The sequence below is a fragment of the Phyllobacterium chamaecytisi genome (assembly GCF_020164455.1).
In the GTDB taxonomy this organism is placed as follows: domain Bacteria; phylum Pseudomonadota; class Alphaproteobacteria; order Rhizobiales; family Rhizobiaceae; genus Phyllobacterium; species Phyllobacterium chamaecytisi.
The window spans coordinates 289,788-316,067 of record NZ_JAIQWW010000002.1 but is presented as its reverse complement, the minus strand read 5'-3'; the positions used below and the strand labels follow the sequence as shown (position 1 = coordinate 316,067).

Sequence of the window (26,280 nt, the reverse complement as noted above, 5' to 3'; positions counted from 1 at the left end):
TTGTCCTCTCCTCCGCTCAAGCTGCCGCCCGGTGCCTCGCATGATCGGCAGCATGACGGATTGCAGCGATATTGTCAGCATAGGCCGCCTTGCCGTTTCCCTTGAAGACCGCTGAGCCCGCGACAAGCACATTTGCTCCTGCCGCTGCAACGAGCGGTGCCGTTTCGGGCGTCACGCCGCCGTCGATTTCGATATGAATCGGGCGGTTGCCGATCATCGCCTTCACGCGCCGTACCTTGTCGACGACCGAGGGGATGAAAGCCTGTCCGCCGAAACCCGGATTGACCGTCATCAAGAGCACCAGATCGAGCCGGTCAAGCACATATTCGATGACGCTCTCCGAAGTCGAAGGGTTGAGTGACACACCCGCCTTCTTGCCGAGACTGCGAATGGCCTGCAGCGAGCGATCAAGATGCGGACCAGCTTCCGCATGCACCGTGATGAAATCGCAGCCAGCCTCGGCAAAGGCGCCAAGATAAGCATCCGTCGGTGCGATCATCAGATGACAATCGAATATCGCGGACGTCCGGTTGCGGATGGATTTAATGATCTGTGGCCCGAACGTGATGTTTGGAACGAAATGCCCGTCCATCACGTCGAGATGCACCCAGTCGGCACCCGCTGCCATGACGTCTTCGACTTCCTGGCCGAGCCGGGAAAAATCCGCGGAAAGCACGGACGGCGCAATGAGTACGTTCCTGTTCATGGCGTTTTCTCCTCTCCTGACGATGCGGAAAACACCCGGCTGACCCTGATATCGTCCGCAGTAATCGTTGACAACGCCGCCGCATCTGTCGGCCCGTTGGATGCCTCGAACAGCCGGTTGGCGTGGCGCAGTCTCGCCCTGTCCAGCGCATTGCGAATGGAGCGGGCATTGGCAAAGTGCGGCTGCTGGCGGCGCCGTTCGATATAGTCGGCCATGATGGCGCGGCCTTCCGCATCGAACGTATAGTTCTGCTTCGACAGCATCGTCTCGGAAATGCTCAGCAACTCGTCCGAGCTGTAATCCGGAAAATCGATGTGATGGGCGATGCGCGAACGGAAACCGGGATTGCTCTCGAAGAACTTGTCCATGCGATCGGCGTAGCCCGCGAGAATCACCACGAGGTCGTCGCGCTGGTTTTCCATCACCTGCAATAGTATCTCGATCGCTTCCTGTCCGTAGTCGCGCTCGTTCTCCTGGCGGTGCAGATAATAGGCCTCGTCAATGAACAATACGCCGCCCATGGCTTTCTTCAGGATCTCCTTGGTCTTCGGGGCGGTATGCCCGATATATTGCCCGACCAGATCATCACGCGTCACAGAGACGAGATGGCCCTTGCGGATATAGCCGAGGCGATGCAACAGGTCCGCCATGCGCATTGCAACCGTGGTCTTGCCGGTTCCGGGGTTGCCGCTGAAACTCATGTGCAACGTCGGCGTTTCATGCGCGAGACCCATGCGGCGGCGCGCCCGCTCAACCAGCAGCAATGCTGCAGTCTCCTTGATCCGCTGCTTTACCGGCTTCAGGCCGATCAAGTCGCGGTCGAGTTCGTCCAGCACCTCCTTGACGCCGGATTCGACATATTCGGCGCGCAGGTCGATGGCAGACGGAACCTCCACGGGAGACTCCTCGAGTTGCGTGATGCTGGCATCAGCCATAGCGCTGCCCCGCTGGCTTGTCGGTTGCGTAGGACCTCGTCGTGTAGCGAACCACGCGGCCCTCGCCTTCCTGGCGAGCAAGGTGGAAGCCTGGCTCTTCCGGCGGGCGGTTGACGAGGAAGGACAGCTTGACCGATTCCCAGCCGTGGGTGTTGTCGAAGGCGACAAGGCGAATGTAATAATCGCCATAGACCTTGCGGCATTCCTTCAGCTCCATCATGAGGGCGGCCGCATCCGGGTTGTCGAACATCGGATGTCCCCACATGTCCCAATAAGTGTTGCGCGGGTGCGGGTCATCGGTGAATTCGAGGCTGACCGCCCAGCCATTGTCGATGCAATATTGCACCTGCTTGGCGATCTGCTCGTCGGTCAGATCAGGCAGGAACGAGAATGCTCCTTGAGTGATACGCATGTCGTTTCTCCTATTCTGCTGCTGTTGCCGTCGGAACGAAATCCGGCGAGTCGGTTGAGGTGTAGTTGAAGGAAACGTCCTTCCAGACTTCGAGCGCCTGCTGCAGAGGCTGGCAGGTGCGTGCTGCCATACGCAGGATCTCCGGTCCTTCATTGACGATGTCGCGGCCTTCGTTACGCGCGAGCACCATGCATTCGAGTGCGACGCGGTTGGCCGTTGCACCGGCTGCGATACCGAGCGGGTGACCGATGGTGCCGCCGCCGAACTGCAGAACAACGTCCTCGCCCAGAAGGTCGAGCAACTGGTGCATCTGGCCGGCGTGGATACCGCCCGAAGCCACTGGCATCATCTTGTTGAGCGAGGCCCAATGCTGATCGAAGAACACGCCGTTCTCGAGCCGCATCGGGTTGAAGTCCTCGCGGCAGATGTCGTAGTAGCCGCGCGTGGTTGCCGGGTCACCCTCCAGCTTGCCGACGACAGTACCTGCGTGGATATGATCCACACCGGCGAGCCGCATCCACTTGGCGATGACGCGGAACGACACGCCATGCGACTTCTGCCGCGTGTAGGTCGAGTGACCGGCGCGATGTAGATGCAGGATCATGTCGTTGCGCCGCGCCCACTTGGCCATGGACTGGATCGCCGTGTAACCGATGACCAGATCGATCATGACGATGTTTGACCCGAGCTCCTTGGCGAAATCGGCGCGCTCGTACATGTCTTCCATCGTTGCCGCGGTGACGTTGAGGTAGCTGCCCTTGATCTCGCCTGTTGCGGCCTGTGCCTTATTGACGGCCTCCATGCAGTAGAGGAAGCGCTCACGCCAGTGCATGAAGGGCTGCGAGTTGATGTTCTCGTCATCCTTGGTAAAATCCAGGCCGCCCTTCAGCGCTTCATAGACCACGCGGCCATAGTTGCGGCCAGACAGACCGAGCTTCGGCTTCACCGTTGCACCGAGCAGCGGTCGGCCAAACTTGTCGAGGCGTTCGCGCTCGACGACGATACCCGTGGGCGGGCCCTGGAAGGTCTTCACATAGGCCACCGGCAGGCGCATGTCCTCAAGCCGCAGCGCCTTCAGTGGCTTGAAGCCGAAAACGTTGCCTATGATCGATGCCGTCAGGTTCGAGATGGAGCCCGGCTCGAACAGGTCGAGATCGTAGGCGATGTAGGCGAAGTACTGGCCTTCACCGTTCGGAACCGGATCGACGCGGTACGCCTTGGCACGGTACTTCTCCGTTGCGGTCAGCCGGTCCGTCCACACGACAGTCCAGGTGGCCGTCGAAGATTCACCGGCAACGGCAGCCGCCGCTTCGATCGGATCGACGCCATCCTGCGGCGTGATGCGAAACAGCGCGATGATGTCGGTGTCCTTTGGTTCGTAGTCGGGCTCCCAGTAGCCCATCTTCTTGTATTCCATGACACCGGACCTGTAGCGGTCCTTTCCTGTGACCGTTTCTGACTTGTTCGACATGATGAGGTCCTTTCCTTGGTAATTTTGATTTCAAGCAGCCTTGGCTGCAGCGATTTGCGGATCGAGTTTGCCGGCGGCGTAGCGTTTGGCCATTTCATCAAGCCCGATGACCTTGATCCGCGATGCATTGCCCGCCGTACCGAACCGCTCGAAGCGGTCACGGCAAAGATCGCGCATGGCATCCATGGCCGGTTTGAGGAATTTGCGTGGATCGAACTCCGCCGGGTTTTCCGTGGCGATCCGGCGAAACTGACCGCTCATGGCCATGCGGCAGTCCGTATCGATATTGACCTTGCGCACACCGTGGCGGATGCCGCGCTCGATCTCCTCGACCGGCACCCCATAGGTTTGTGGCATCTCGCCGCCGAAGCGGTTGATGATGTCCTGCAAGGGCTGTGGCACCGACGACGAGCCATGCATCACGAGATGCGTGTCCGGCAGCTTGCGGTGGATTTCCTCGATGACTCCCATCGCCAGGATGTCGCCATCGGGTGCGCGGGTGAACTTGTAGGCGCCGTGCGACGTGCCGCAGGCGATGGCCAGCGCATCGACCTTGGTGCGCAGCACGAAATCCACTGCCTGATCCGGATCAGTCAAGAGCTGGTCATGACTGAGTACTCCGCTCGCACCATGACCGTCTTCAGCCTCGGCTTCACCGCTTTCGAGCGAACCAAGCACGCCGAGCTCACCTTCGACCGAAACGCCGACCCAATGGGCGATGGTGGCGACCCGCTTCGTGATCTCGACATTGTATTCGTATGAGGCCGGCGTTGCCGCATCGGCTTCGAGCGAGCCGTCCATCATGACCGAAGTGAAGCCATGGCGAACCGCGGTCAGGCAAGTCGCCTCGTCATTGCCGTGATCCTGATGCATGCAGATCGGAATGGATGGATAGATATCCGCCAACGCATCGATCATCCGCGCCAGCATCAAATCCTTGGCATAGGAGCGGGCACCGCGCGACGCCTGCAGAATAACCGGCGCATCGCAGGCTGCCGCAGCTTCCATCACGGCAAGCCCCTGCTCCATATTGTTGATGTTGAAGGCGGGCACGCCGTAACCATACTCGGCAGCATGATCGAGCAATTGTCGCAAGGTAATCCGGGCCATGATCAATACTCCTTTCAGTTCAGTTGATGAGCTTGCGCGCTGTGGCGACGATGTTTTCAGGCGTGATATTGAAGTGACGGTAGAGATCCGGCGCCGGGGCACTGGCGCCAAAGCCCTGCATGCCGATGAAGGCACCCTTTTCACCGATCCAGCGATCCCAGCCCAAGCGGGCGGCGGCTTCGATACCGATGCGGGGCGCCGCCGCCAGAACCGAGCGGCGATAGGCCGGGGTTTGCGCTTCGAACAACTCCCAGGACGGCATCGAGACAACGGCTGCCGGGATCTTGTACTGACCGCGCAGCATGTCGGCGGCGGTGCAGGCAATTTCGACTTCCGAACCAGTCGCCATCAGCGTGATTGCGCGCGGTTCCCCTGTTTCGCGCAGGACATAGGCGCCGCGGCTGGACCGGTTTTCTTCCGCATGAACGTGACGCAGCATCGCGAGATTCTGGCGTGACAGGACGATAACACTCGGCCGGTCGGAATATTTCAGCGCGAGCTCCCAGCACTCGGCGGTTTCGATGATGTCGGCAGGACGGAACACGTTTATGCCGGGTGTTGCCCGTAGCATCGCCAGATGTTCGATCGGCTGATGGGTCGGACCGTCCTCACCAAGACCAATCGAGTCGTGTGTCATGACGTAGATGACCTGCTGGCCCATCAGCGCCGAGAGACGCATCGCACCCCGCGCATAATCGGCGAAGGCCAGGAACGTGCCGCCATAGGGAATGAAGCCGCCATGCAGGGCAAGGCCGTTCATCGCCGCCGCCATGCCATGTTCGCGGATGCCATAATGGATATAGCGGCCGGAAAAGCTTTGCGGTGTGACGTCGCGCATTCCGGGCGTAACGGTCAGGTTTGAGTGGGTAAGGTCAGCCGAACCGCCAATCGTCAGATCGGTAGCATTGTTGATCACACCAAGCACCATTTCCGAAGCCTTGCGTGTCGCGACCTTGGTAGACTTCTCGACATGTTCGCGGCGGAAAGCGCCAAGCTCTTCAAACAGGCTCGCCGGCAACTGCTTCTGAACGGCCTGCCTGAGGTCGTCCCCATGCGGTGATGCCCCCATTCGTACACACCATTCGCGCCGCTCGTCGGCTCCACGACGGGCCACGTCGCGCCAGGTCTCGATGATTTCTTCGGGAACCTCGAATGGCTGATGCGGCCAGTCGATTGCCTGACGCACTGCAGCGATTTCGTTGTCGCCCAGAGGCGCACCATGGGTCTTCTCGGTTCCCTGCAGATTCGGCGCGCCCTTGCCAATGATGGTTCGGCACGAGATCAGCGACGGCTGGTCAGAAGACCTGGCGCGGGCGATGGCGTCGGCGATTTCTTCGTAGTCGTGGCCGTCGATCTCCTGGACATCGAAACCCGCCGCCTCGAACCGCATCAACTGATCCATCGATGTCGAAAGAGAGGTCGGCCCGTCGATCGAGATGGAGTTGTTGTCCCAGAAGACGATGAGCTTCGACAGTCTCAAATGACCGGCAAGATCAATCGCCTCGTGACTTATGCCCTCCTGCAGGCAACCATCTCCTGCGATCACATAAGTATGGTGATCGACGATATCCTCGCCGAACCGCTGCACCAGCAAACGCTCGGCAAGCGCCATGCCGACGGCCGTCGCGATACCTTGTCCGAGCGGGCCGGTGGTCATCTCGATGCCCTGCGCATGACCATATTCCGGATGACCTGCCGTCTTTGCTCCCAGCTGGCGGAAACGCTGCAGTTCCTCGATCGGCATGTCGGGATAGCCGATCAGATAATGCAGTGCGTATTGCAGCATCGAGCCGTGCCCAGCCGACAAAACGAACCGGTCACGGTCCGGCCATTGCGGATGCAATGGATCGAGTTTGATGAAGCGGTTGAAGAGAACCGTTGCGACGTCGGCCATGCCCATCGGCATGCCGGGATGCCCGGAATTGGCCTTCTGGACGCTGTCCATAACCAGCGCCCGGATGGCATTTGCCATATCGCGTTCCGAAACGGTTTCGGTTTCCGGCGTTTCTTGAAGCAAAGCTTGCGTATTCATCGCTATCTCCTTCACGAGGCGCGGTTTTTGCGTTCGATCAACTGCATGATCAGCGGCGTCAGGATAAGTTGCATGGCGAGATCCAGCTTGTTGCCGGGGACGACGATCGAATTGGCCCGCGACATGAAGGAATCGTGGATCATCGACAGCAGATAGGGGAAATCGATCCCGCGCGGCCGGGCAAAACGGATCACCAGCATCGACTCGTCCGGTGTCGGGATCCACCGCGCAATGAACGGGTTCGACGTATCGACAATGGGAACGCGCTGGAAATTGATGTCGGTCAGCGTGAATTGCGGCGTGATGTAGCGCACATAATCCGGCATCCGGCGCAGGATCACATCCATGACCGCCTCGGTGGAATATCCGCGGGTCGAACGATCACGATGAATCTTCTGGATCCATTCGAGATTGATCACCGGAACGACGCCGATTTTCAGATCCGCGTGGCGGGCAAGGTTGACGCCCTCCGCTACAGCGCAGCCATGCAAGCCCTCATAGAAGAGCAAGGTGCTTGGCGGAAAATCGCGCCATTCGGTGAACGTGCCCGCCGGCGCGTCGTATTGCGCGGCTTCCTCTTCGTCGTGGATATAGGTACGCGTTTGGCCCGTACCCCGGCGGCCGTATTCCTCGAAAACTTCATCGAGCTTGTTCAACTCGTTGGCATCGACATGGAAATGCGTGAAATTGGGGTTACCCTTGGCTTCTTCCTCCGCAACCTTTGCCTTCATGGCATTGCGGTCATACCGGTGGAATGCGTCGCCCTCGATGAAAGCGGCCTCGATATGTTCGCGGCGGAAAATCTGCTCGAAGATGCGCTTCACGGAGGTCGTTCCCGCGCCTGACGAGCCGGTAATCGATATGATTGGGTGCTTTGCCGACATGATTTCTTCCTCCACTCAAACCCTGAACAGTCCACGCTTGCTGAACAGCGGCGCGCGTTCGCCGATGTTGCTGGGCTCGGTGTGATACCGGCTGATACGGGCTACTTCCCTCGCCGAACCAAAGATGAACGGCACACGCTGATGCATGGTCTTCGGTGTCAGATCGAGTATGCGGCATGCCGTGTTGGTCGCAGCGCCTCCCGCCTGCTCGATGAGAAAAGCAATGGGATTGGCTTCATAGACGAGACGTATACGGCCGTCGCCATAGCCCTTGCGCCTGTCTCCCGGATAGAGAAACACGCCGCTGCGCATGAGGATCCGGTAGGTTTCCGCAACCAGGGATGCGATCCAGCGCATGTTGAAATCACGCTCGCGCGGTCCTTCGCTACCCTTCAGGCAGTCATCGACATAGAGCTGCACCGCCTCGTCCCAATGCCGGTAATTGGCAGCATTGATGGCGAATTCATAGGCGCGGTCAGGAATAACGATACTGGCATAGGCCTGAACGAAGGTTCCGAGCCGTGCCGAAAACACGAATACATGCGTGCCGCTGCCAAGCGTGAGCACCAAGGCAAGTTGCGGCCCATAAATGAAGAAACCGGCAGCGAGCTGGCGATCGCCTTTCTGAAAAAACGATGCGCCAGGCTCGCTGTCCGGCTGGCCTGCCACCGGGAGGATGGAGAAGATGGTCCCTATGGAGACATTGGTGTCGATGTTGGATGAGCCATCCAGCGGATCGATCGCCAGCGCCAATGGTGCGCTTGGGTCGAGCAAAGCGGGATGGGCGAGTTCCTCGGAGCCATAAAGAGCAACAGGAGCCTGACGCATGGCCTCGAGGAACATGTCGTCTGCGAAGATATCGAGGTCCTTCTGGGAATCGCCATCAGCATTTTTGCTGCCCTGGCTGCTGGCGAAGGCCTTGCCAAGTGCACCCTGATTGATCGTGTTGCGGATCTTGACCGCAGTCAGGGAGAGCTGGCGCACGACCAGCGAGACGGAAGCGCGCTGCGTATCGCCGCTCTCCGCATAGGATCCAAGAAAGGCATCTAGTGTTGCCGTGGTCATGGTAGTCCTCCCTGTCCGATTATCTCCGCATCAGACTTTGGGTATGGAACCACGCAGACCACACTTAGTAAAATTTATTATATTTACGTACTCGATAAATTCTATTAACTGCTATGCATGCGCAACTTGAATTTGAAACAACTGCGGGCGATACAGGCGATCATGCAGCACGGCACGATCGCCGCCGCAGCCAATGCGCTGGGGCTGACGCCTCCGGCGGTAACGATTCAGCTCAAATTGCTGGAAGAAGATGCCAATATCATCCTGTTTGACCGCACAAATGAGGGCCTGCGGCCGACCGCCGCCGGGCTAGCTTTTCTCGATGCTGCGCAAATGGTCGACGAACGGCTGCGCCTGCTCGAAGACGAGATCGATGCGATAAAGGGGTTGCGCATCGGCAGTCTGACACTGGGCGTCGTATCGACGGCGAAGTATTTCGCGCCGCAACTGATGGCGATTTTTCGCAAGGAACACCCGGATATCGCCATAAAGCTCGCTATCGGCAACCGCGCCGAGACGATTGCCGGGCTGAAAAGCCATGCGGTCGATCTCGCCTTGATGGGCCGACCGCCGAAGGATGTGCCGTTGCGTTCGGCGGTTTTCGGCGATCATCCGCTGGTGATGATCGCCGCCCCCGATCATCCGCTCGCCAAATGCCGCGATATCACCAAGGAACGCATCGCACAGGAGCATTTCCTTATCCGCGAGCCGGGATCGGGTACGCGTATATCGCTGGAGATTTTCCTGAGCGAACTGCCGGGCCGGCTTGATGATCTCGGCACGGAAATGTCGTCAAACGAGACGATCAAGCAGGCGGTGATGGCCGGGCTCGGCATCGCCTTTATTTCCGCTCACACGATCGCACTGGAGCTCGATGTGGGCAGGCTCGTAATGCTCGACGTGATCGGCATGCCAATCCGCCGCCAGTGGTTTTCCGTCGTACGCACCGACCGGACCATGTCACCGGCCATGCGCGCATTCCAGGATTTCCTCAGCCGTAAAGGCGCGCAGTGCCTGCCGGCAATCGACCGGCTATACCCAGCAACGGAGAATTAACCCGATTTAGCGAAGCCGATACCGAAGAGAAAACCTTATCAGCGCTTTGAAATGCCCTCCGGAGGTTCTATATTACAGGTGAAACCGCGCCTATTCTGGTGCCGGTGAACAGGGGCAATCTCCATGGACTCAATGGCGGGAATTTTTCGCGCGGCGGTGGCCATTGGTTTTGTTTTTGTGCTCGGCACAGAAATTGCCTCGGCACAATCCGCCAATTCTGGATGCGCGCTGACGCAAGTCGGCGGGACCGGAAGGCAGATATTGAAATGCCGTGGCGGCCTCACCATTACCGCTGAGCGCGGGGCACGGTACACGTTGTTGGACCGCAGCCGTGACGGTATCGTCGATGCGGTTCGGGCCCGGAGCAAGGCAATATTGCTCGATGCTCCGAAGTCGCCATCCGGATTCGTAGTCGACACACCGCAGGCTATTGCGGCGGTCCGGGGTACGAAATGGGCTGTCGATGTCAGCGCGGGCAAGACGGCAGTTTTCGTTGTCAGAGGTGCGGTCAGCGTCAGGCGGCAGGCTGCGCCCGCGGCGGTAGTGCTCGGACCGGGTGAAGGCGTTGATGTCGACGAAAGCAGCAGCGCCCTTGTTGTGAAGCGGTGGCCCCAACCGCGCGTCAACGCATTGATGGCGCGTCTCGGTCAATAATCACCCATGTCCAGTCGTGCACGGCAGATACTGGTCGCACTGATCCTTGCGGGCATGTGGGGCGGCGGGCTCGGCCTGATGCACATCAGGGGAAACACCTGGTTTCTGGAACGCGTCGAGGCTACCTTCGCCGATCTGCGCACCAATATCCGTGGCAAAAAGCCGGCACCGGATGCTGTCACAATCATAGCCATTGACGACCCGACGGTGACGCTGGTCGGGAGTTATCCTGTTCCCCGCTCGACGCTCGCTGCTGTCGTCGACGCAATTGCCGAGCTCAAACCGAAAGTCATTGCGCTGGATTTGCTTCTGGTGGATCGCGGTCAGGAAGATGGTGACCGGAAGCTCGCGGCGTCGCTCAAGAAAGCTACGACACTTCTGGCGGGAGCGGCCGTGTTCGCAAGTGGCAAGCAACTGATAGAGCCTGGACACGACGACGCACTTGATCGCATTCCGGATGCTGTCAGCTTGTTACTCCCGCAGCAGGAATTTGCCGATGTCTCGCCGATGGGGATTGTGAACGTCGCAACCGATCAATCCGGAACGCCGCGATTTATCCCGATGCTGTTCAAGAAGGGTGACGAGGTCCAGCCCTCTTTTCCATTGCGTGCAGTTGCGCTTGCCGCCGGAGTCGACCCTGTATTCGAGCCCGGCGGCATCGCACTGGGTGAACGCCACATCCGCACCGATATCGGCCAATCGTTTCCTCTGACCTTCTATGGCCCGAGGGGTACGATAAAAACCATCAGCGCCACTGCCGTGCTGGATGGTCAGCTTGAGGCCAAGGACATTACCGGCAAGATTGTCGTGCTGGGAACGACGGTAACCGGCGGCGGCGACGTTTTCCCGACACCATTCGATCAGGTGCTTCCCGGCGTGGAGGTCATCTCAACGGCAATAGCCCAACTTATAGCGGGCGATGCCACAGTCCGCGATCGTCATATCCGGCTTATCGATGCAGGCTTTGCTGTCGGTCTGCCGATCGTTCTCGTGGGACTGCTTGCGTGGCGGCGCAGTATCATTGGCCTTGCCGCAATAGTCGCGGTGGTCTGCGCATGGCTTGTCATCAATATGGTCGCGTTCGCAAACGGCATCTGGCTCAGCGCCGCAATTCCTATTGCGGCCGCAGTCCCCCCGCTCCTTCTATTCGGAGCAAGCCAGCTTTTGCTCGATCGCCGCCGCGCGCAGCATTTTGCTCGGCAGAGCGCGATGCTGCAAAGCGTGCAAGCGCCGGGACTTGGAAAATGGCTGGCAAGAAACCCCGATTTTCTGGCCGAGCCCGTCCGTCAGGACGCCGCCGTGGTTTTCATCGACCTTTCCGGATTTACCGGCCTCAGCGAGGTTCTTGGGCCTAATGCCACGCGCGAATTATTGAACGGCTTTTACGAGCTGGTCGATGAGGAAGTCGCGGCCTGCAACGGAACCATTACGAGTTTCATGGGTGACGGCGCGATGATCCTTTTCGGTCTGCCGGAACCTAGTCCGCAAGACGCGGCCAATGCCACACTCTGCTGCGTACGGCTGTCCAACAGAACGAAACTGTGGCTCGCCTCGCTTCCCGCTTCGACCGCTTCGCGCATCGGGTTCAAACTGGGTGCACATTTCGGCACAGTGGTTGCTTCGCGGCTCGGCGGCGGCGATCGCCAGCAGATCACCGCGACCGGGGATACGGTCAACGTCGCCAGCCGGCTTATGGAAGTAGCCAAGAAAAATCACGCGGAACTCGCGCTTACGACCGATGTCCTGCACATCGCGGGCCCGGACAGCGAACCGTACAAGACTGGCGTTCTGAGTGGGCCGCTCGAAACGGAAATACGCGGTCGCTCCGGCTCGGTTACGATCTGGCTGTGGCGCAGCGACGACAAAATTTGAACGACGATGTAGGATTTCTGCTTGCGCCAACGTCCTGTGGTCGTGTCAATCAAGTGGAGGTTTTCTATGTCCTATGTCGATGGTTTCTTACTTGCCGTTCCGAAAGCGAAGCTGGAAGCCTACAAGGAACTCGCCAGTACGGCGGGAGAGGTCTGGAAAGAGCACGGCGCGCTCGCCTTTGTCGAGTGCGTCGCCGACGATGTCCCCTACGGTGAGGTTACTTCGTTCCCGCGGGCTGTGCAGGCAAAAGACGACGAGATCGTCGTCTTTTCCTGGATCGTTTATGAATCGCGCGAAAAGCGTGATGCCATCAATGCCAAGGTGATGGCGGACCCTCGCCTGAAAGGCGACGTGGCCAACATGCCCTTCGACGGCAAGCGTATGATCTTCGGCGGATTTACGCCTATCGTGGAGCTGTAAGTAACGCTTACCGGACCAATATTCCAACTCCGGCGCCGCGCCGGCGGCGCGGCGGTGAGACGAGAGTAATTTCCGGCGACGTTTCCGATATTCTGTGCACCGATACTTTCGATGAGACGACTACCTGTATTTCTCGTTTCTGAAATGCTAGGGTGAGGTTCTACGGATTGCGAGTTCATGTCCACAGCCGATTCCGGCAGGGAGGGGACAATAGAATGGCTGTAGTCTTTATTCTTGCTTTTGTTGCAGTTGCGTCAGTCTTGTTTCATCTTTTGAGTCCCTGGTGGTGGACGCCGATCGCGTCCAATTGGCAATACATCGATAATACAATCATCATTACTTTCTGGATCACCGGTTTCGTGTTCGTCGCGGTGGTCTTGTTCGTCGCATATTGCGTCTTGCGTTTCCGCCACAAACCAGGAAACCGGGCGCACTATGAACCGGAAAACAGGAAGCTTGAATTCTGGCTCGCCACGGTGACCACCATTGGCGTTGTCGCCATGCTTGCGCCCGGTTTGTTCGTGTGGGACCGTTTCGTCAATGTGCCGAGCGATGCGACCGAAGTTGAAGTCGTGGGCCAACAGTGGCTCTGGAGCTTTCGGTTGCCTGGAGCCAATGGCAAGCTCGGAACGTCGGAAACCAGTGATGTCACTGCGGAAAATCCGCTCGGCGTGAACAAGAACGACAGCGCGGGGCTCGACGACATCATCATTCAGGGCGGCGAACTGCATCTTCCGATAGGAAAGCCTGTGAAGATGGTGCTGCGCTCGATCGATGTCCTGCATGATTTCTACGTGCCGGAATTCCGGGCGAAAATGGACATGGTGCCCGGCATGGTCACCTATTTCTGGATCACTCCGACGCGAACAGGCACGTTCGAAGTCCTTTGTGCCGAGCTTTGTGGCGTCGGGCACCCGCAAATGCGTGGAACGGTGGTGGTCGACAACGAGGCCGACTACCAAACCTGGCTGCAGCAACAGCAGACATTCACACAGATGATGGCAGCATCCGGAGAACCACAGACGGCACAGTGAAAACGGCACCGCTCTTCGGGAGAAAGAGCGAACACAGGGAGGGCAATAGATGGTCAATATTCCATCCAGCATCAACGACCCCATTCCGGCAGCGGAAGTCGAAGATGTGGAGCTTTATCACCCGCATAGCTGGTGGACGACCTACGTCTTCAGCCAGGACGCCAAAGTCATCGCCATCCAGTATTCGTTGACAGCCATTTCGATTGGCCTCGTTGCGCTTGTCCTTTCCTGGCTGATGCGGCTGCAACTTGCTTTCCCCGGCGTTTTCACCTTCATCGATGCCGACCGCTACTACCAGTTCATCACCATGCACGGCATGATCATGGTGATTTATCTCCTGACTGCGCTCTTCCTGGGTGGTTTCGGCAATTACCTGATCCCGCTGATGCTTGGAGCACGGGACATGGTGTTTCCCTACGCAAATATGCTGAGCTACTGGATTTACCTTCTTGCCGTGCTTGTTCTTGTCGCGGGCTTCTTCGTACCGGGCGGACCAACGGGTGCCGGCTGGACGCTCTATCCACCGCAAGCGGTGCTTTCCGGCACGCCGGGCGGGCAGGATTGGGGCATCATACTGATGCTGAGTTCGCTGATCCTGTTCATCATCGGCTTCACCATGGGCGGATTGAATTATGTCGTCACAGTTCTGCAGGGACGCGCGCGCGGCATGACATTGATGCGCATGCCCTTGACGATCTGGGGCATTTTCACCGCGACGGTCATGGCGCTGCTCGCCTTCCCTGCCCTCTTCGTCGCCTCCGTCATGATGCTGTTCGATCGCGTCCTCGGCACGAGCTTCTTCATGCCCGCAATCGTCGAGATGGGCACGCAGCTGCAACATGGCGGCGGCAGTCCGATCCTTTTCCAGCATCTGTTCTGGTTCTTCGGCCATCCCGAAGTCTATATCGTCGCTTTGCCTGCCTTTGGTATCGTATCCGACCTCATTAGCGTCCATGCCCGCAAGAATATCTTCGGGTACCGGATGATGGTATGGGCGATCGTGATCATCGGTGCGCTGAGCTTCGTTGTCTGGGCACACCACATGTATGTCAGCGGCATGAATCCCAATTTCGGGTTCTTCTTCGCCACGACGACCCTGATCATCGCGGTTCCCACCGCCATCAAGGTCTACAACTGGGTGCTCACACTATGGCGCGGCGATATCCACCTGACGATACCAATGCTGTTCGCGCTGGGCTTCATCGTTACATTCGTCAATGGAGGATTGACGGGACTGTTTCTCGGCAATGTCGTCGTGGACGTTCCGCTTTCCGATACGATGTTCGTCGTTGCACATTTTCACATGGTGATGGGCGTTGCGCCAATCATGGTGATCTTCGGGGCGATCTACCACTGGTATCCGAAGATCACCGGGCGAATGCTGAATGAAACCATGGGGCGGATTCATTTCTGGGTGACGTTCCTCGGCGCCTATCTGATCTTCTTCCCGATGCACTATCTCGGTCTGCTGGGGGCTCCGCGCCGCTACTACGAACTCGGCGAATCCGTGGTCAACCCGCCATCGGCGCATGATTTGAATATCTTCATCACCATGATGGCGCTGACTGTCGGTGCCGCACAAGTCCTGTTCCTGTTCAATGCCGCCTGGAGTCTGCGACACGGAAAAGACGCGGGGGGAAATCCTTGGCGGGCAACGACGCTCGAATGGCAGACGCCAACGACGCCGCCGCCGCATGGCAATTTCGGCAAGGAACTGCCGGTCGTCTATCGCTGGGCCTATGATTACAGCGTTCCCGGCGCTCCCGAGGATTTCATTCCACAGAATGAGCCGGATCCCGAGAACCGATCGCGAGAGCACGCGTCATGAGTGCAATCCTGATCTTTCTGGCGGGGCTGGCGTCCATCATCATCTGGTGGATGGCACAGCAGCGTCTGACCTCCAAACCATGGCTAGAGTCCGCACGAGCCAGCGACATTTTCCCGGTTACGCGGTCACAGATACCGACTGTAAAAATTGGCCTCGGCGTATTTCTCGCCGTGGTCGGCGCGTTGTTCACACTTTTCATCAGTGCCTACTTCATGCGCATGGGACTGCAGGATTGGTGGGCCATTCCCCTGCCCGGCGTCCTCTGGGTCAATACGGCTGCGCTCGTCGTGAGCAGCATTGCTCTGGAGATGGCGAAATCCTCGGCGCAGCAAAACGATGCCAACGCCATGAAGATCGCGCTTCTTGCAAGTTTCGTGACCGCGATCGGCTTCCTGGCCGGGCAGTTGTTCGCCTGGCACGAGCTGGTGTCTGAGGGCTATGTCCTCGCCGATAATCCTGCCAACAGCTTTTTCTATCTGATCACGGGAATGCACGGACTGCACATTCTTGGTGGTCTTCTGGTGCTCAGCCGGACGACGTTCAACGTATGGCAGGGCGAACCGCCAAAGGAGGCGCGGCTCAGCATCGAACTGTGCGCCATGTACTGGCATTTCATGCTCATCGTCTGGCTGGTCATTTTTGCGCTGTTCGCAGGCTGGGCCAATGATTTCGTCGATATCTGCCGGCAACTGTTGACCTGAGGATGTGACAATGACCGACGTCGTGGAAACCGAAACCAGAGTATCCCCGCCCCGGCCTGACGGCCTGCGTGGCTTCGCTTCCGACTGGGCTTCCGACCAGCGAACATTCAAGAACGTCTCCTGGGGGAAGGCCATGATGTGGATCTTCCTTCTCAGCGATACGTTCGTCTTCGGTTGTTTCCTGCTGGCCTATATGAGCGCCCGCATGTCGACGACTGTTCCCTGGCCCAATCCGAGCGAGGTTTTTGCGCTGAATATCGGCGGAACGGAAGTCCCCCTGATTCTGATCGCCATAATGACGTTCGTTCTCATCAGCAGCAGCGGTACGATGGCTATGGCCGTCAATTTCGGCTACCGGCGCGACCGCCGCAAGACGGCGCTATTGATGCTGCTGACCGCATTATTTGGCGCAACTTTTGTAGGAATGCAGGCTTTCGAATGGACCAAGTTGATCTCCGAAGGTGTTCGTCCATGGGGAAATCCGTGGGGCGCTCCTCAGTTTGGTTCGACTTTTTTCATGATCACCGGCTTTCACGGTACACACGTCACGATCGGCGTCATATTCCTGATCATCATAGCCCGGAAGGTCTGGCGCGGCGATTTCGACACGGAGAAACGCGGCTTCTTCACCAGTCGGAAGGGTCATTATGAAATCGTCGAAATCACTGGCCTCTATTGGCACTTCGTCGATCTGGTCTGGGTTTTTATCTTCGCTTTCTTCTATTTGTGGTGAGGGCTCCAATCATGACACAACCGGCAACGCAACCGGCAGTACATACTGAACATCAAGAGCACCCGATTAAGCTTTACCTCGTCGTTTGGGGTCTGCTCTTTGTTCTCAGTCTATGCTCGTATCTGGTCGACTACGTCGGTCTTCATGGCTATCTGCGGTGGTCGCTTATCCTGCTGTTCATGATACTCAAGGCCGGGCTGATCGTTGCGATTTTCATGCATATGGCATGGGAAAGGCTGGCGCTCATCTATGCCATCATACTGCCGCCGCTCCTTGTATTGGTATTCGTGGCGATGATGGTTTCGGAATCCCACTACGTCCTGTTGAGCCGGATGACCTTCTTCGGCACCGGGCCGTAGAGCCTTGAAAAGCTCCAGGCACAAAAAACGCGGCACCCATAGGCGCCGCGTTTTTCATTTGCATTCCATTTATTTACGAGTTCGAGACCGTGGCTTCGCGAGGTTCTGGACTTCTGCGCTAGGGAGCGGTGCGACAACCTTGCGGTAAAGGTGCCACGTCGCATGGCCGAGTACCGGGATGAAGATTGCCAGGCCGACAAAGAGCGTCAAGAAGCCGACGAAGAGCAGCGCGGCCACTATCAGACCCCACAATAGCATCGGTATCGGATTGGCGAGCACGGCCTTGATCGATGTTACGACGGCTGCCAACGCGCCCACGTCCCGATCGAGGAGAAGCGGAAAGGTGATGACGCTGGTGCAAAGAACAACAACGGAAAAGACAAATCCAATCGCGTTGCCGAGGATGATCATCCGCCAGCCCTCGGATGTGTTGAATACCTGGTTCAGGAAAGCACTGATCGACTCCGGCGCTGCGGGACCGAAAAGATTGACGTAAAGCGCCTGGGCGGTAAGCAGCCATACGATGAAGATCGCAAAGAGCAATATACCGACGGCAAAGATCGATGGCATGGCAGGCGATCGCCTGACCTCAAGTGCGTGCTGCCATGATGTATCCAGACCAAGTTCCCGCCTGCGGCTGATCTCATAGAGACCGAGCGCTGCAAACGGGCCGATCAACGCGAAACCCGACATCAGCGGAAACAGTATCGGCAGCGCGTTGGCTCCCGACGACCAGCGCGCCAATACCAGTCCGGCGACAGGATAGATCAGGCATAGGAAAACATAGTGAGAGGGCTTCTCCCAAAAATCGTCGAGCCCTTGACGAAGCGCAGCAAAAACATCGGCCACGCTGATTTTACGCACCTCAGGATAGGCGCTGGTATCATTTGCGCCAGCGATCACATGAAATTGTGCCATGAGCAATTCTCCCAATCTCGTTTCGAGCGGGAAAGGCACCAAGGGTACCATGCTAGAGGCGGTACCAATGGACCTAAACCTGCAAGACAAAACATACGCGAATCGGAAAAATTAAGCCAGAGACAATAGCCCCGTCAGGGTGGTCACTCGGCGGCGCAAAATCATTGCCGAGCCACCATCGTGGCGATCCATGATCGAACAGTATTTGCAGAGTCCAGCTTGAATTCGGCAACACTCTCGAAAGGCGGATCGCCCACCCTCACCGAGCGTCCTCCCGTTTCGTTGGCAAAGCGGAACATGGTCTCGTCGGTCAGATCATCGCCCATAACGAGAAGCTTGCGCCCCGCATAGGGTGCAGTTTCCATGAAGTGCGCGACCGCCATGCCTTTGTTGGTTCCGGCAGGTCCAATTTCGATGACCATCTTGCCGTCCTGGCGCTTCCACCCATAACCGAGATCCTTGACCAGTCCATCGACCGCATGAGTAGCGGCAATAGCTGCTTCCGGCACCTGCCGGTAGTGCACGGCGAGCCCCAAGCCCTTGTCCTCGATCACCATACCCGGCCATCGGCTCGCAAATTTCTGCAACACCATGCGCGGGCGGTCGAGCGCTCCCGCCTCCATCCCCTTCCGGAGAATTTCTGCATTTTCCCTGCGGATTTCCGCGCCATGAAGTCCTGCGACGGTGAAGTGATAGGGTTCAAACATCGCGTCGACAGCAGCAATGGAACGGCCGGTCACGAGCGCCATGGCACCATCCACCTTTTGCGACAGCTTCATGAGTTGAAGGGGTAACTCTGGAGGAATGACAATGCTTTCAGGCGTTGCCGCAAGATCAATCAGCGTGCCGTCAATGTCTATGAAAAGCGCCCAACCATCCAGATCGTCTGGCAGTGGGTGGCTCGCATCATCAACCGCCGTATTGGGCTGCATATCTCTTTCCTTTGCTCGAACTCTCATCATGGGAGAACTCAACTGGCCCGAAATCGTTCAATGAAAGTTGACTTGCTGCCACTTTTTTCCGGAACCATCATTTATTTGAGGCGTTGGTTAGAGTCCTGACTGCATGCAAGGGACATTTTATGGGACGGCTAGTCGTAATCTCAAATCGCACGGCGAATTTGGGAAAGAACACTCAAATTGGCGGACTCGCTGTCGGTATCGTGGATGCGCTTAAAGCTCAAGGCGGCCTTTGGGCTGGCTGGGACGGAAGTGTCGTAGACGCCGAAGAAACCGCAACAACCAAAATTCAGGCACACGGTAATGTCACGAGCCTGACCACCCCACTGACGAGCGAAGAACACGAAAAATATTACCTCGGCTTCGCCAACAAGGTGCTTTGGCCAGCCTTTCACTATCGCCTTGACCTGATGGACTATCGCATGGAGTTCGTGGATTGCTATTCTGCAACCAATGCGAAGTTCGCCGAGATGATCAGTCCGCATCTGCGGGATGACGACGTTATCTGGGTGCACGATTACCATCTGATACCTATGGCCGCTGAGCTCCGCAAACGAGGACACAAGAACAGGATCGGATTTTTCCTGCACATTCCGTTCCCCTCTGCCGACATCTTCTCTGCCGTCCCTCGCCACGAATGGCTGCGATATTGCATGCTGCAGTTTGATCTCATCGGCTTCCAGACGATCAATGACGTCCATAATTTTCATCGCTATCTGAAAGAACATTCCGATGCGGCAATCATTTCGCCCGAACTGGTTCGCGTCAACGATCGGACAATCCATATCGGGCATTTCCCCATCGGCATCGATGTGAAGCAGTTTGCGAAAGTGTCGGCCAGAACCGACGATACGATCGAACTCGAACGCATGCGCCGCACTGTTCTGAAGCGCTTCCAGGTCATTTCTGCGGATCGCCTCGACTATTCGAAAGGCCTGCCGCACCGAATGAAAGCCTTTAGAAAATTTCTGGAGATTTGTCCCGAATATCAGGGGCATGCGGACTACTTGCAGATTGCCTCGCCATCCAGGGAGGATGTCACCGCCTATTCCGATATCAAGGCCGAACTCGAGCAGCTTGCCGGCGCGGTCAATGGCAGATTCGCGGATTTCAACTGGGCGCCTGTCCAATACATCAATCGGAACATTCCAAGGGAAAAGCTGGCCCCTCTGTTTCGGGCAAGTCTGATCGGGCTGATAACGCCGTTGCGGGACGGAATGAACCTTGTGGCCAAAGAATACATCGCCGCTCAGGACAACAAGGATCCAGGCATCCTCATCCTCTCCAAGTTCGCCGGTGCAGCCGAGGAACTGAGCGAGGCCCTCATTGTCAATCCCTACGACATCAGCGAGGTTGCGCACGCTCTGAAGACGGCTGTCACAATGCCGCTGGAAGAGCGGCAACTGCGCCATCGCAAGCTTCTGAAGCGTGTCATCGATCACGATGCGCAATGGTGGCAGCGGGAATATCTCCATGCCCTGCAACATGGCGATCAGCACTCCGCCAATGAACGGGTTGCGTGAAGAATATGGCCTTACCCAATTCCGCCTATCGCATTCAATTGAGGAACGGACTGTCCTTCAATGACATCGCTGCAATAGTGCCGTACCTGAATAATCTCGGCATCGACACGCTCACCATTTCTCCAATTTTCAGCTCGATCGATGTCGGTCGCGGCAAGAAATCCTATAACCCAACGAAGCTGGACAGGGACGCCGGGGGTGAAGACGGCTTCGTCGCCCTCGATTCTGCACTTCGCAAGTTCGGTATGGGCCTCATCGTCGATATCAATCCAAACCAGCTGCCAGCTACCCACCATAATCCCTGGTGGTTTGATGTTCTCGAATGGGGATCAAAGAGCCGCTACGCCGATCATTTCGACGTCGACTGGAAGAAGCGCCTGGCGCTGCCTGTTCTGCAGCGCCCGTTGATCGAAGAAGTCCAGGCCGAGACGCTGCAGCTCAAATTCGATGCGAATAAATTTGCCCTCGGCATCTCTTACGGCGAGGTGTTTTATCCGCTGTATCCAAAATCCTATGAAACTATCCTTCGCGGCGTCGACAACCCTCTCTCGAATGATTTCCTGGATGCAGTAAACGAGGCTGACCCGCACCGATCGGACGAATTTCATGCCCGGTTGCGGGAACTTTACGACACCAGTGAACTCGCTCATCGTCTTGTGCTTGCGTCGCGACTGAAAGATATCTCACAGGACATCTCGATGCTCGAAGACGTGCTTTCGGCGCAAAAGTGGCGTCTGGTGACACGTCAGAAGGCTCGCCGCCGGATGAACTACCGCCACTCGTTCGAATCCATGCACTCTGTCGGTGTTCAGGTCGAAAAGACACAACCATTCAAGGATTTTCACGAGGTTCCACTTGATCTGCTCGAGATCAGTCAAGTCATCGGTTTTCGTGTCAACCAGATCGACGGTCTGGCCGATCCTGAAACATATTCGCAGGAATTGCGCCGGCACGCCGGTGAAAAAGCCTATCTGGTCGCCGACAAGATCCTGTTGGACGGCGAACCTTATCCTGCTTCATGGCATGTCGATGGAACCGCAGGCTACGAGTTCATTTCGGTGACCGCGAACCTTATGGTGGATCATGCAAAGCTGGCTGCGCTCGAACAACTCTACAGCAGCAATATTGGTGCGCAAAGTACGCTCCACTATCGCGGGGCAAAGTCAGCTGTACTGCACAGCAGATTCGCCGCGGAACTGCAGGCTCTGGTCGACCTGCTCATCGTTATAGAACCGAATGCCGCCGATGAGCTTGAGCTGGGGCGCGCGGTAAGCGATCTCGTCATCGAACTCCCGGTTTTCCGGACCTATTCGAATGAGGCGGGAATTCTCGAATCCTATCGATCCATTCTTCAGTCCACCATTTCCGATATTTTGGCACGCCCCGACGCTGCCGATCCCGCTCCGCTGAAATTCATACAGCGCATATTGGAAGCGGCGAATGATCCTGACGGAAAAATCGGCCAATTCATTGTGAGATTCCAGCAATTGACTGCCGCTGTCATGGCACAGGCAATCGAGCAATCGTACCAATATGGCCGTGGGCCGATCGCGCTTGACGAAGTCATATTACGCTCGAGTGATGCCGGGGATTCGGTGCAGCTTTTCCACGAAAAGATGCTGCGCAAAGCCACGGTCGCGCCTAAAGGCATGCTGGCGACAACGTTTTCCTACACCACCAAATTCGGCGAGGATGCGAGAATGCGGCTACTCGCTCTGTCCGAAGCGCCGGAAATCTGGGGCGAGGCGGTGGCGCAGTGGCGCACGCTCCATGCGGGCAATGTCGCAACGATCGAGGAAACGCTGGCGCCGGATCCTCAGACTGAATGGCTGATCTATCAAACCCTTGCTGCGATCTGGCCTTTGACGCTGCAGATCGACGATGAAAACAGTCTGCAGGCTGTCCGTAACGATCTTTGCGCATTCATCCAGAAAGCGATCAGCGAAATTCAGAGAGATTCCTTCTGGACGGAAATCAACAAGCCCTATGAGTTGGCCGTGATGGACTATATCGATCAGCTCTTCGCCGACCGTTCTTTCCTTCTGGACTTCACGAAGACGATGCGGCCTTTCTGGATAGCCGGCGCGCTCAATAGTTTTTCACAAACTGTTCTCAAGGCAACTGCTCCCGGCGTTCCTGTCATCTACAATGGAGCGGAATCCTGGGATTTCGCCGTGTCGAACATTCCGGCATCGAATGACATAGATTTCGATGCGCTTACTGCCCGGCTTTCCTATGCAGATCAGTGCCCCTTGAACATTCTCCTAGAGGATTGGCATACGGGTGCCGTCAAACAGCGGCTTGTCTCCGCCCATCTTCGGGCGCGAAAGCGCAAGCCTGAACTGTTTATCGGCGGCCAATACATTCCTCTGAAGGTTACCGGCAAGAAGCGGAAAAACATCATCGCTTTTCTACGCAAGCACGAATCCGACTATTGTCTGGTCGCCGTGCCCCGCCAACCGTTCGATGCGGTGAAACGGTTTCACGAACCCTTCATGCCGATACCCGCTTGGGGCGACACCGCAGTGCATATTCCAGCGGAAATCAATGGCAAGGAATTTCAGGATATCATGACGGGCAATCGATTGACCTTGACTGACAAGTGTCTCGTGGCCGATGCGATGCGGGGATTTTCCACGCTGTCGCTGATGTCGGATTAGCAATTACGTCGCATCGAGAGACTTCTTGCGCTTCCTGCGTGAAACGTTCATCGCTTTTCTCTCTTTGGCCATATCGCTGACTGCGGCTCGAAGTGCGGGATGCTTCGACATGAAAACATTAAAATCCCGGCGTTCGAGAACCAGGAACTGGCAAAAATCGACAGCGATGACATCCGCGGTCCTGCGCCCACCGCTCAAAAGTGCCATTTCGCCAAAGAAGGAGCCAGCCTGGAGACGAACCGGGTCGTCCTCCAGTTGAACCTCTACCGCTCCCGATGAAATGAAATACATGCCGTCGCCGCGATCGCCGATGCGGATGACGCGTTCGCCCGGCGATGCCACCTTTGGCCGAAACAACAGGAGAAGCTCTTCCTGAGAATTTTCGTCAACCTGGGCAAACATAGGGAAAGTTTCGATCAGCTGCTGCATTTCCAACTGATGCTGCCTGTTTCTATCTTCGCTGATCTTCCGGATACGGTCCAACTCGCGAGAAAGTGCGTCATGCTTGCTCTTTCCGTATTGTTCAAACAGGGATGGCCACTTTCGATGAACGGCCTTTTGTAGCCAGTCGCCACCGAGCAGAACGAGTGGATTGACGATGATCGACAGGATGGCGCCGGCGAGTATCAGATCCTGTCCCTCACGCGGCAAAAGGCCAAGCGAAACACCGAGACTAGCCAAAATGAAAGAAAACTCACCGATCTGCGCCAGACCGGCAGCGACCGACAGGCCCATCGAGATCGGAAAGCGTAAGAGAATGACGATCAGGAACCCAATCAACGATTTACCAAAGATGATCAGCGCCAGCACGGCAGCAACCGCAAGCGGGTCGCGGATGATGACATAGGGGTCGAAAAGCATCCCGACCGAAACGAAAAACAGCACTGCGAATGCATTCTGCAAAGGCAGGGAGTCGGCGGCCGCGCGATGGCTGAGATGCGACTCGCTCATGACGACGCCTGCGACAAACGCTCCAAGCGCAAAGGATACGCCGAAAATCTCCGCCGAGCCAAAGGCGATGCCGAGGGCAACGGCGAGAACGGAAAGTGTGAACAGTTCGGGTGAGCCGGTTCGGGCGACCAATGTGAGAATCCAGGGAACGACCTTCGGGCCGAAGTATATCGCCATCACCGTAAAAGCGCCGACCTTGAGCAGGGTTATGGCGATGGTCAATGTGATGGCAAGACCACCACCCGCCGTGGCGGCATCGGCTGCGTCCGCATTACCGCCCAAAACACCTGAAAATGCTGGCAAAAGCACCAAGGCGAGAACCATCGCCAGATCTTCGACGATGAGCCAGCCGACGGTCACGCGGCCATTTACGGAGTCCACCTGATTGTGCTCTTCAAGCGCCTTGAGCAGGACCACAGTGCTGGCGACGGAAAGACTTAGGCCAAAGACGATACCCGCACCAAGACCCCAGCCCCACAACGAACAAAGGCCAATGCCGAGCAGGGTAGCAAGCAGGATACGCCCCAGCGCTCCGGGGACAGCGACCCCTCGAACCGCCAACAGATCGGAGGCGGAAAAATGCAGGCCCACACCGAACATTAGCAGGATAACGCCCATTTCCGCGAGCTGCGAGGCAAGCCCGGCATCGGCGACGATGCCTGGTGTATACGGGCCCATCATGATGCCGGCGACGAGATAGCCGACGAGCGGCGGCAAGCGCAGGCGATCGGCCAGATAGCCGAAGACCGCGGCAAACACAAAGCCGATAGCAACCGTCGCTAAGAGTGAGACCTCTTGATGCACGTCTCTCTTTCCATGAATTTTGCAGGCTCTCGAAGCAGGATTTCACAAAAGGTCGATCCGCAGGAAATTGCAATAGATCGTTCGATTATGTTTGAACCCCCGCAGTTACAACTGGTCACACGTAAATTTCAATCCTGCGTAGCGAAAACCGTTCCGGATTCAAGAATTCTTGCGCAAGAATCGGATGTTCCTGTGCGAGAATGGCCCGATTTCATATAAGAGCTCCGCAGAAATGAGAACCTGCTACGCAAAATCAATTGCTCCGCCCTCTTCATCTCCGGAACCGCCCATACAATAATACCAGTTGGATTTCCAAAAAAATAATGCGAGGGTGAAAATCCAGCCCTTGGGAAGACCGCTGGCAAGGAGAAATCATGGAACGCCAGCAGCTGTTAGCGGAGATCCGGTCGCGGATCGATGCGTTCGAAACGGGAATTCCCCTGCACAAGAAATTGAAGATGGCGCTGCAGGATCTCATCATCAGCAATCGCATAAAACGAGGGTCTACTCTTCCAGGCGAGCGGGCCGTGGCGGAGGCTCTTTCGCTTTCGCGGGTGACCGTCAGGAAGGCCCTGGAACTTCTTATCCAGGATGGCCATTTGCGGCGGCGGCATGGCGCGAAGACTGAAGTAAGCGTTCCTGTCGAGAAATCGCTTTCGACCCTTGCCAGCTTTTCCGAGGATATGGTTGCACGGGGGCTTGAACCCGGATGTATCTGGATTTCCAAGGAAATAAGCCGACCATCCCCGGCGGAAGCGATGGCGCTCGCCTTGCCGCCAAATGCCGATATCATTCGCTTGAAACGGATACGAACCGCTGACGGGGAGCCCGCCGCCTACGAGACTGCAGTCGTTCCGGCAAAGTTTCTGCCATCACCCGAACTCGTTGGCGACTCCCTATACGAGGCACTGGCAAAGCGCAGTGCGTTGCCGCAGCGAGCCATACAACGGCTGCGTTCGCGGCCCGCTTCGGTCCGTGACAGCGAGCTGTTGAAATGTGCGGTTGGCTCACCGTTGCTTATCATTGAACGGCGTTGTTTCCTTGCCGACGACCAGCCCGTGGAATTTACCGAAACAAGGTATCGCGGCGATCTCTACGATTTCGTTACGGAGTTAAGCCGCTAATACCAGTTTTTGACTGGTTGCAATCTGGTATGAACTGGATATCGTTCTCGCCATAAGCGAGGATTTTGA

At 57.1% G+C, this 26,280-nt stretch carries 23 protein-coding genes; 12 read left to right on the top strand and 11 right to left on the bottom strand.

The genetic code is table 11. The annotated features are described in order from the left end of the window. Positions 1-16 precede the first annotated feature (16 nt). The 8 genes from rpe to LB462_RS05175 are packed head-to-tail and all read right to left on the bottom strand — an operon-like array spanning position 17 to position 8,615. Entirely contained in the window at positions 17-706 is a 690-nt protein-coding gene (gene rpe, locus LB462_RS05210) for a ribulose-phosphate 3-epimerase (protein WP_224506289.1), read from the bottom strand. Beyond that, positions 703-1,641: a CbbX protein gene (gene cbbX, locus LB462_RS05205; RefSeq protein WP_224506288.1), complete on the bottom strand. Its 939-nt coding sequence runs from the start codon at positions 1,639-1,641 to the stop codon at positions 703-705. The genes rpe and cbbX overlap by 4 nt, the downstream gene beginning before the upstream one ends. Then, positions 1,634-2,053: a ribulose bisphosphate carboxylase small subunit gene (locus LB462_RS05200; RefSeq protein WP_112529053.1), complete on the bottom strand. Its 420-nt coding sequence runs from the start codon at positions 2,051-2,053 to the stop codon at positions 1,634-1,636. The genes cbbX and LB462_RS05200 overlap by 8 nt, the downstream gene beginning before the upstream one ends. A gap of 10 nt (positions 2,054-2,063) precedes the next feature. Next, complete coding sequence (locus tag LB462_RS05195; protein ID WP_224506287.1) at positions 2,064-3,524, bottom strand: form I ribulose bisphosphate carboxylase large subunit; 1,461 nt, start codon at positions 3,522-3,524, stop codon at positions 2,064-2,066. Between the two features lie 30 nt (positions 3,525-3,554). After that, complete coding sequence (gene fba / locus LB462_RS05190) at positions 3,555-4,634, bottom strand: class II fructose-bisphosphate aldolase (RefSeq protein WP_224506286.1); 1,080 nt, start codon at positions 4,632-4,634, stop codon at positions 3,555-3,557. A 19-nt stretch (positions 4,635-4,653) separates the two neighbouring features. Next, a complete protein-coding gene (gene tkt / locus LB462_RS05185; protein ID WP_224506285.1) occupies positions 4,654-6,666 on the bottom strand; it encodes a transketolase in 2,013 nt (670 codons plus the stop codon). Positions 6,667-6,677: 11 nt separating this feature from the next. Beyond that, positions 6,678-7,550, bottom strand: a complete 873-nt coding sequence (locus tag LB462_RS05180; RefSeq protein ID WP_112529045.1) for a phosphoribulokinase — start codon at positions 7,548-7,550, stop codon at positions 6,678-6,680. A 15-nt stretch (positions 7,551-7,565) separates the two neighbouring features. Next, on the bottom strand, positions 7,566-8,615 hold the full coding sequence (locus tag LB462_RS05175; protein WP_224506284.1) for a class 1 fructose-bisphosphatase: 1,050 nt from the start codon (positions 8,613-8,615) through the stop codon (positions 7,566-7,568). A gap of 117 nt (positions 8,616-8,732) precedes the next feature. Between LB462_RS05175 and LB462_RS05170 the strand changes: the two genes are divergently transcribed. The 9 genes from LB462_RS05170 (at position 8,733) to LB462_RS05130 (ending at position 17,272) form a co-directional block, all read left to right on the top strand. Then, the gene (locus LB462_RS05170) at positions 8,733-9,671 is read left to right on the top strand and encodes a LysR family transcriptional regulator (RefSeq protein ID WP_112529041.1); all 939 of its coding nucleotides are present in this window, start codon (positions 8,733-8,735) and stop codon (positions 9,669-9,671) included. 123 nt (positions 9,672-9,794) lie between these two features. Then, positions 9,795-10,325: a FecR domain-containing protein gene (locus LB462_RS05165; protein WP_224506283.1), complete on the top strand. Its 531-nt coding sequence runs from the start codon at positions 9,795-9,797 to the stop codon at positions 10,323-10,325. Between the two features lie 6 nt (positions 10,326-10,331). Beyond that, the gene (locus LB462_RS05160) at positions 10,332-12,197 is read left to right on the top strand and encodes a CHASE2 domain-containing protein (protein WP_224506282.1); all 1,866 of its coding nucleotides are present in this window, start codon (positions 10,332-10,334) and stop codon (positions 12,195-12,197) included. A 66-nt stretch (positions 12,198-12,263) separates the two neighbouring features. Then, positions 12,264-12,617, top strand: coding sequence for a DUF1428 domain-containing protein (locus LB462_RS05155; protein ID WP_224506281.1), 354 nt, complete (start codon positions 12,264-12,266; stop codon positions 12,615-12,617). 215 nt (positions 12,618-12,832) lie between these two features. Beyond that, positions 12,833-13,651: a cytochrome c oxidase subunit II gene (locus LB462_RS05150; RefSeq protein ID WP_224506280.1), complete on the top strand. Its 819-nt coding sequence runs from the start codon at positions 12,833-12,835 to the stop codon at positions 13,649-13,651. A 49-nt stretch (positions 13,652-13,700) separates the two neighbouring features. Further along, positions 13,701-15,479, top strand: coding sequence for a cytochrome c oxidase subunit I (gene ctaD, locus LB462_RS05145; RefSeq protein WP_224506279.1), 1,779 nt, complete (start codon positions 13,701-13,703; stop codon positions 15,477-15,479). Then, on the top strand, positions 15,476-16,180 hold the full coding sequence (locus tag LB462_RS05140; protein WP_224506278.1) for a cytochrome c oxidase subunit 3: 705 nt from the start codon (positions 15,476-15,478) through the stop codon (positions 16,178-16,180). The genes ctaD and LB462_RS05140 overlap by 4 nt, the downstream gene beginning before the upstream one ends. A 10-nt stretch (positions 16,181-16,190) precedes the next feature. After that, positions 16,191-16,913 (top strand): heme-copper oxidase subunit III family protein, encoded by a 723-nt coding sequence (locus LB462_RS05135; protein ID WP_224506277.1) that lies wholly within the window; start codon positions 16,191-16,193, stop codon positions 16,911-16,913. An 11-nt stretch (positions 16,914-16,924) separates the two neighbouring features. Next, a complete protein-coding gene (locus tag LB462_RS05130) occupies positions 16,925-17,272 on the top strand; it encodes a cytochrome C oxidase subunit IV family protein (RefSeq protein WP_224506276.1) in 348 nt (115 codons plus the stop codon). 69 nt (positions 17,273-17,341) lie between these two features. Here the strand turns inward: LB462_RS05130 and LB462_RS05125 are convergent, their stop codons facing one another. Together LB462_RS05125 and otsB are read right to left on the bottom strand one after the other, a co-directional pair. Next, positions 17,342-18,190: a DUF2189 domain-containing protein gene (locus LB462_RS05125; RefSeq protein ID WP_224506275.1), complete on the bottom strand. Its 849-nt coding sequence runs from the start codon at positions 18,188-18,190 to the stop codon at positions 17,342-17,344. 161 nt (positions 18,191-18,351) lie between these two features. Continuing rightward, positions 18,352-19,122, bottom strand: coding sequence for a trehalose-phosphatase (otsB, locus tag LB462_RS05120; protein ID WP_224506274.1), 771 nt, complete (start codon positions 19,120-19,122; stop codon positions 18,352-18,354). A 149-nt stretch (positions 19,123-19,271) separates the two neighbouring features. Here otsB and LB462_RS05115 point away from each other — a divergent pair, with 149 nt between their 5' ends. Together LB462_RS05115 and treY are read left to right on the top strand one after the other, a co-directional pair. Next, positions 19,272-20,672 carry an alpha,alpha-trehalose-phosphate synthase (UDP-forming) gene (locus LB462_RS05115; protein WP_224506273.1) on the top strand — a complete coding sequence of 467 codons (1,401 nt, stop codon included), beginning with the start codon at positions 19,272-19,274 and terminating at the stop codon, positions 20,670-20,672. Positions 20,673-20,677: 5 nt separating this feature from the next. Next, positions 20,678-23,332: a malto-oligosyltrehalose synthase gene (gene treY, locus LB462_RS05110; RefSeq protein WP_224506373.1), complete on the top strand. Its 2,655-nt coding sequence runs from the start codon at positions 20,678-20,680 to the stop codon at positions 23,330-23,332. A gap of 3 nt (positions 23,333-23,335) precedes the next feature. Here the strand turns inward: treY and LB462_RS05105 are convergent, their stop codons facing one another. Further along, a complete protein-coding gene (locus LB462_RS05105; RefSeq protein WP_224506272.1) occupies positions 23,336-25,087 on the bottom strand; it encodes a cation:proton antiporter domain-containing protein in 1,752 nt (583 codons plus the stop codon). A 374-nt stretch (positions 25,088-25,461) separates the two neighbouring features. Here LB462_RS05105 and LB462_RS05100 point away from each other — a divergent pair, with 374 nt between their 5' ends. After that, positions 25,462-26,211 carry a GntR family transcriptional regulator gene (locus tag LB462_RS05100; RefSeq protein ID WP_224506271.1) on the top strand — a complete coding sequence of 250 codons (750 nt, stop codon included), beginning with the start codon at positions 25,462-25,464 and terminating at the stop codon, positions 26,209-26,211. Positions 26,212-26,280: the final 69 nt, after the last annotated feature.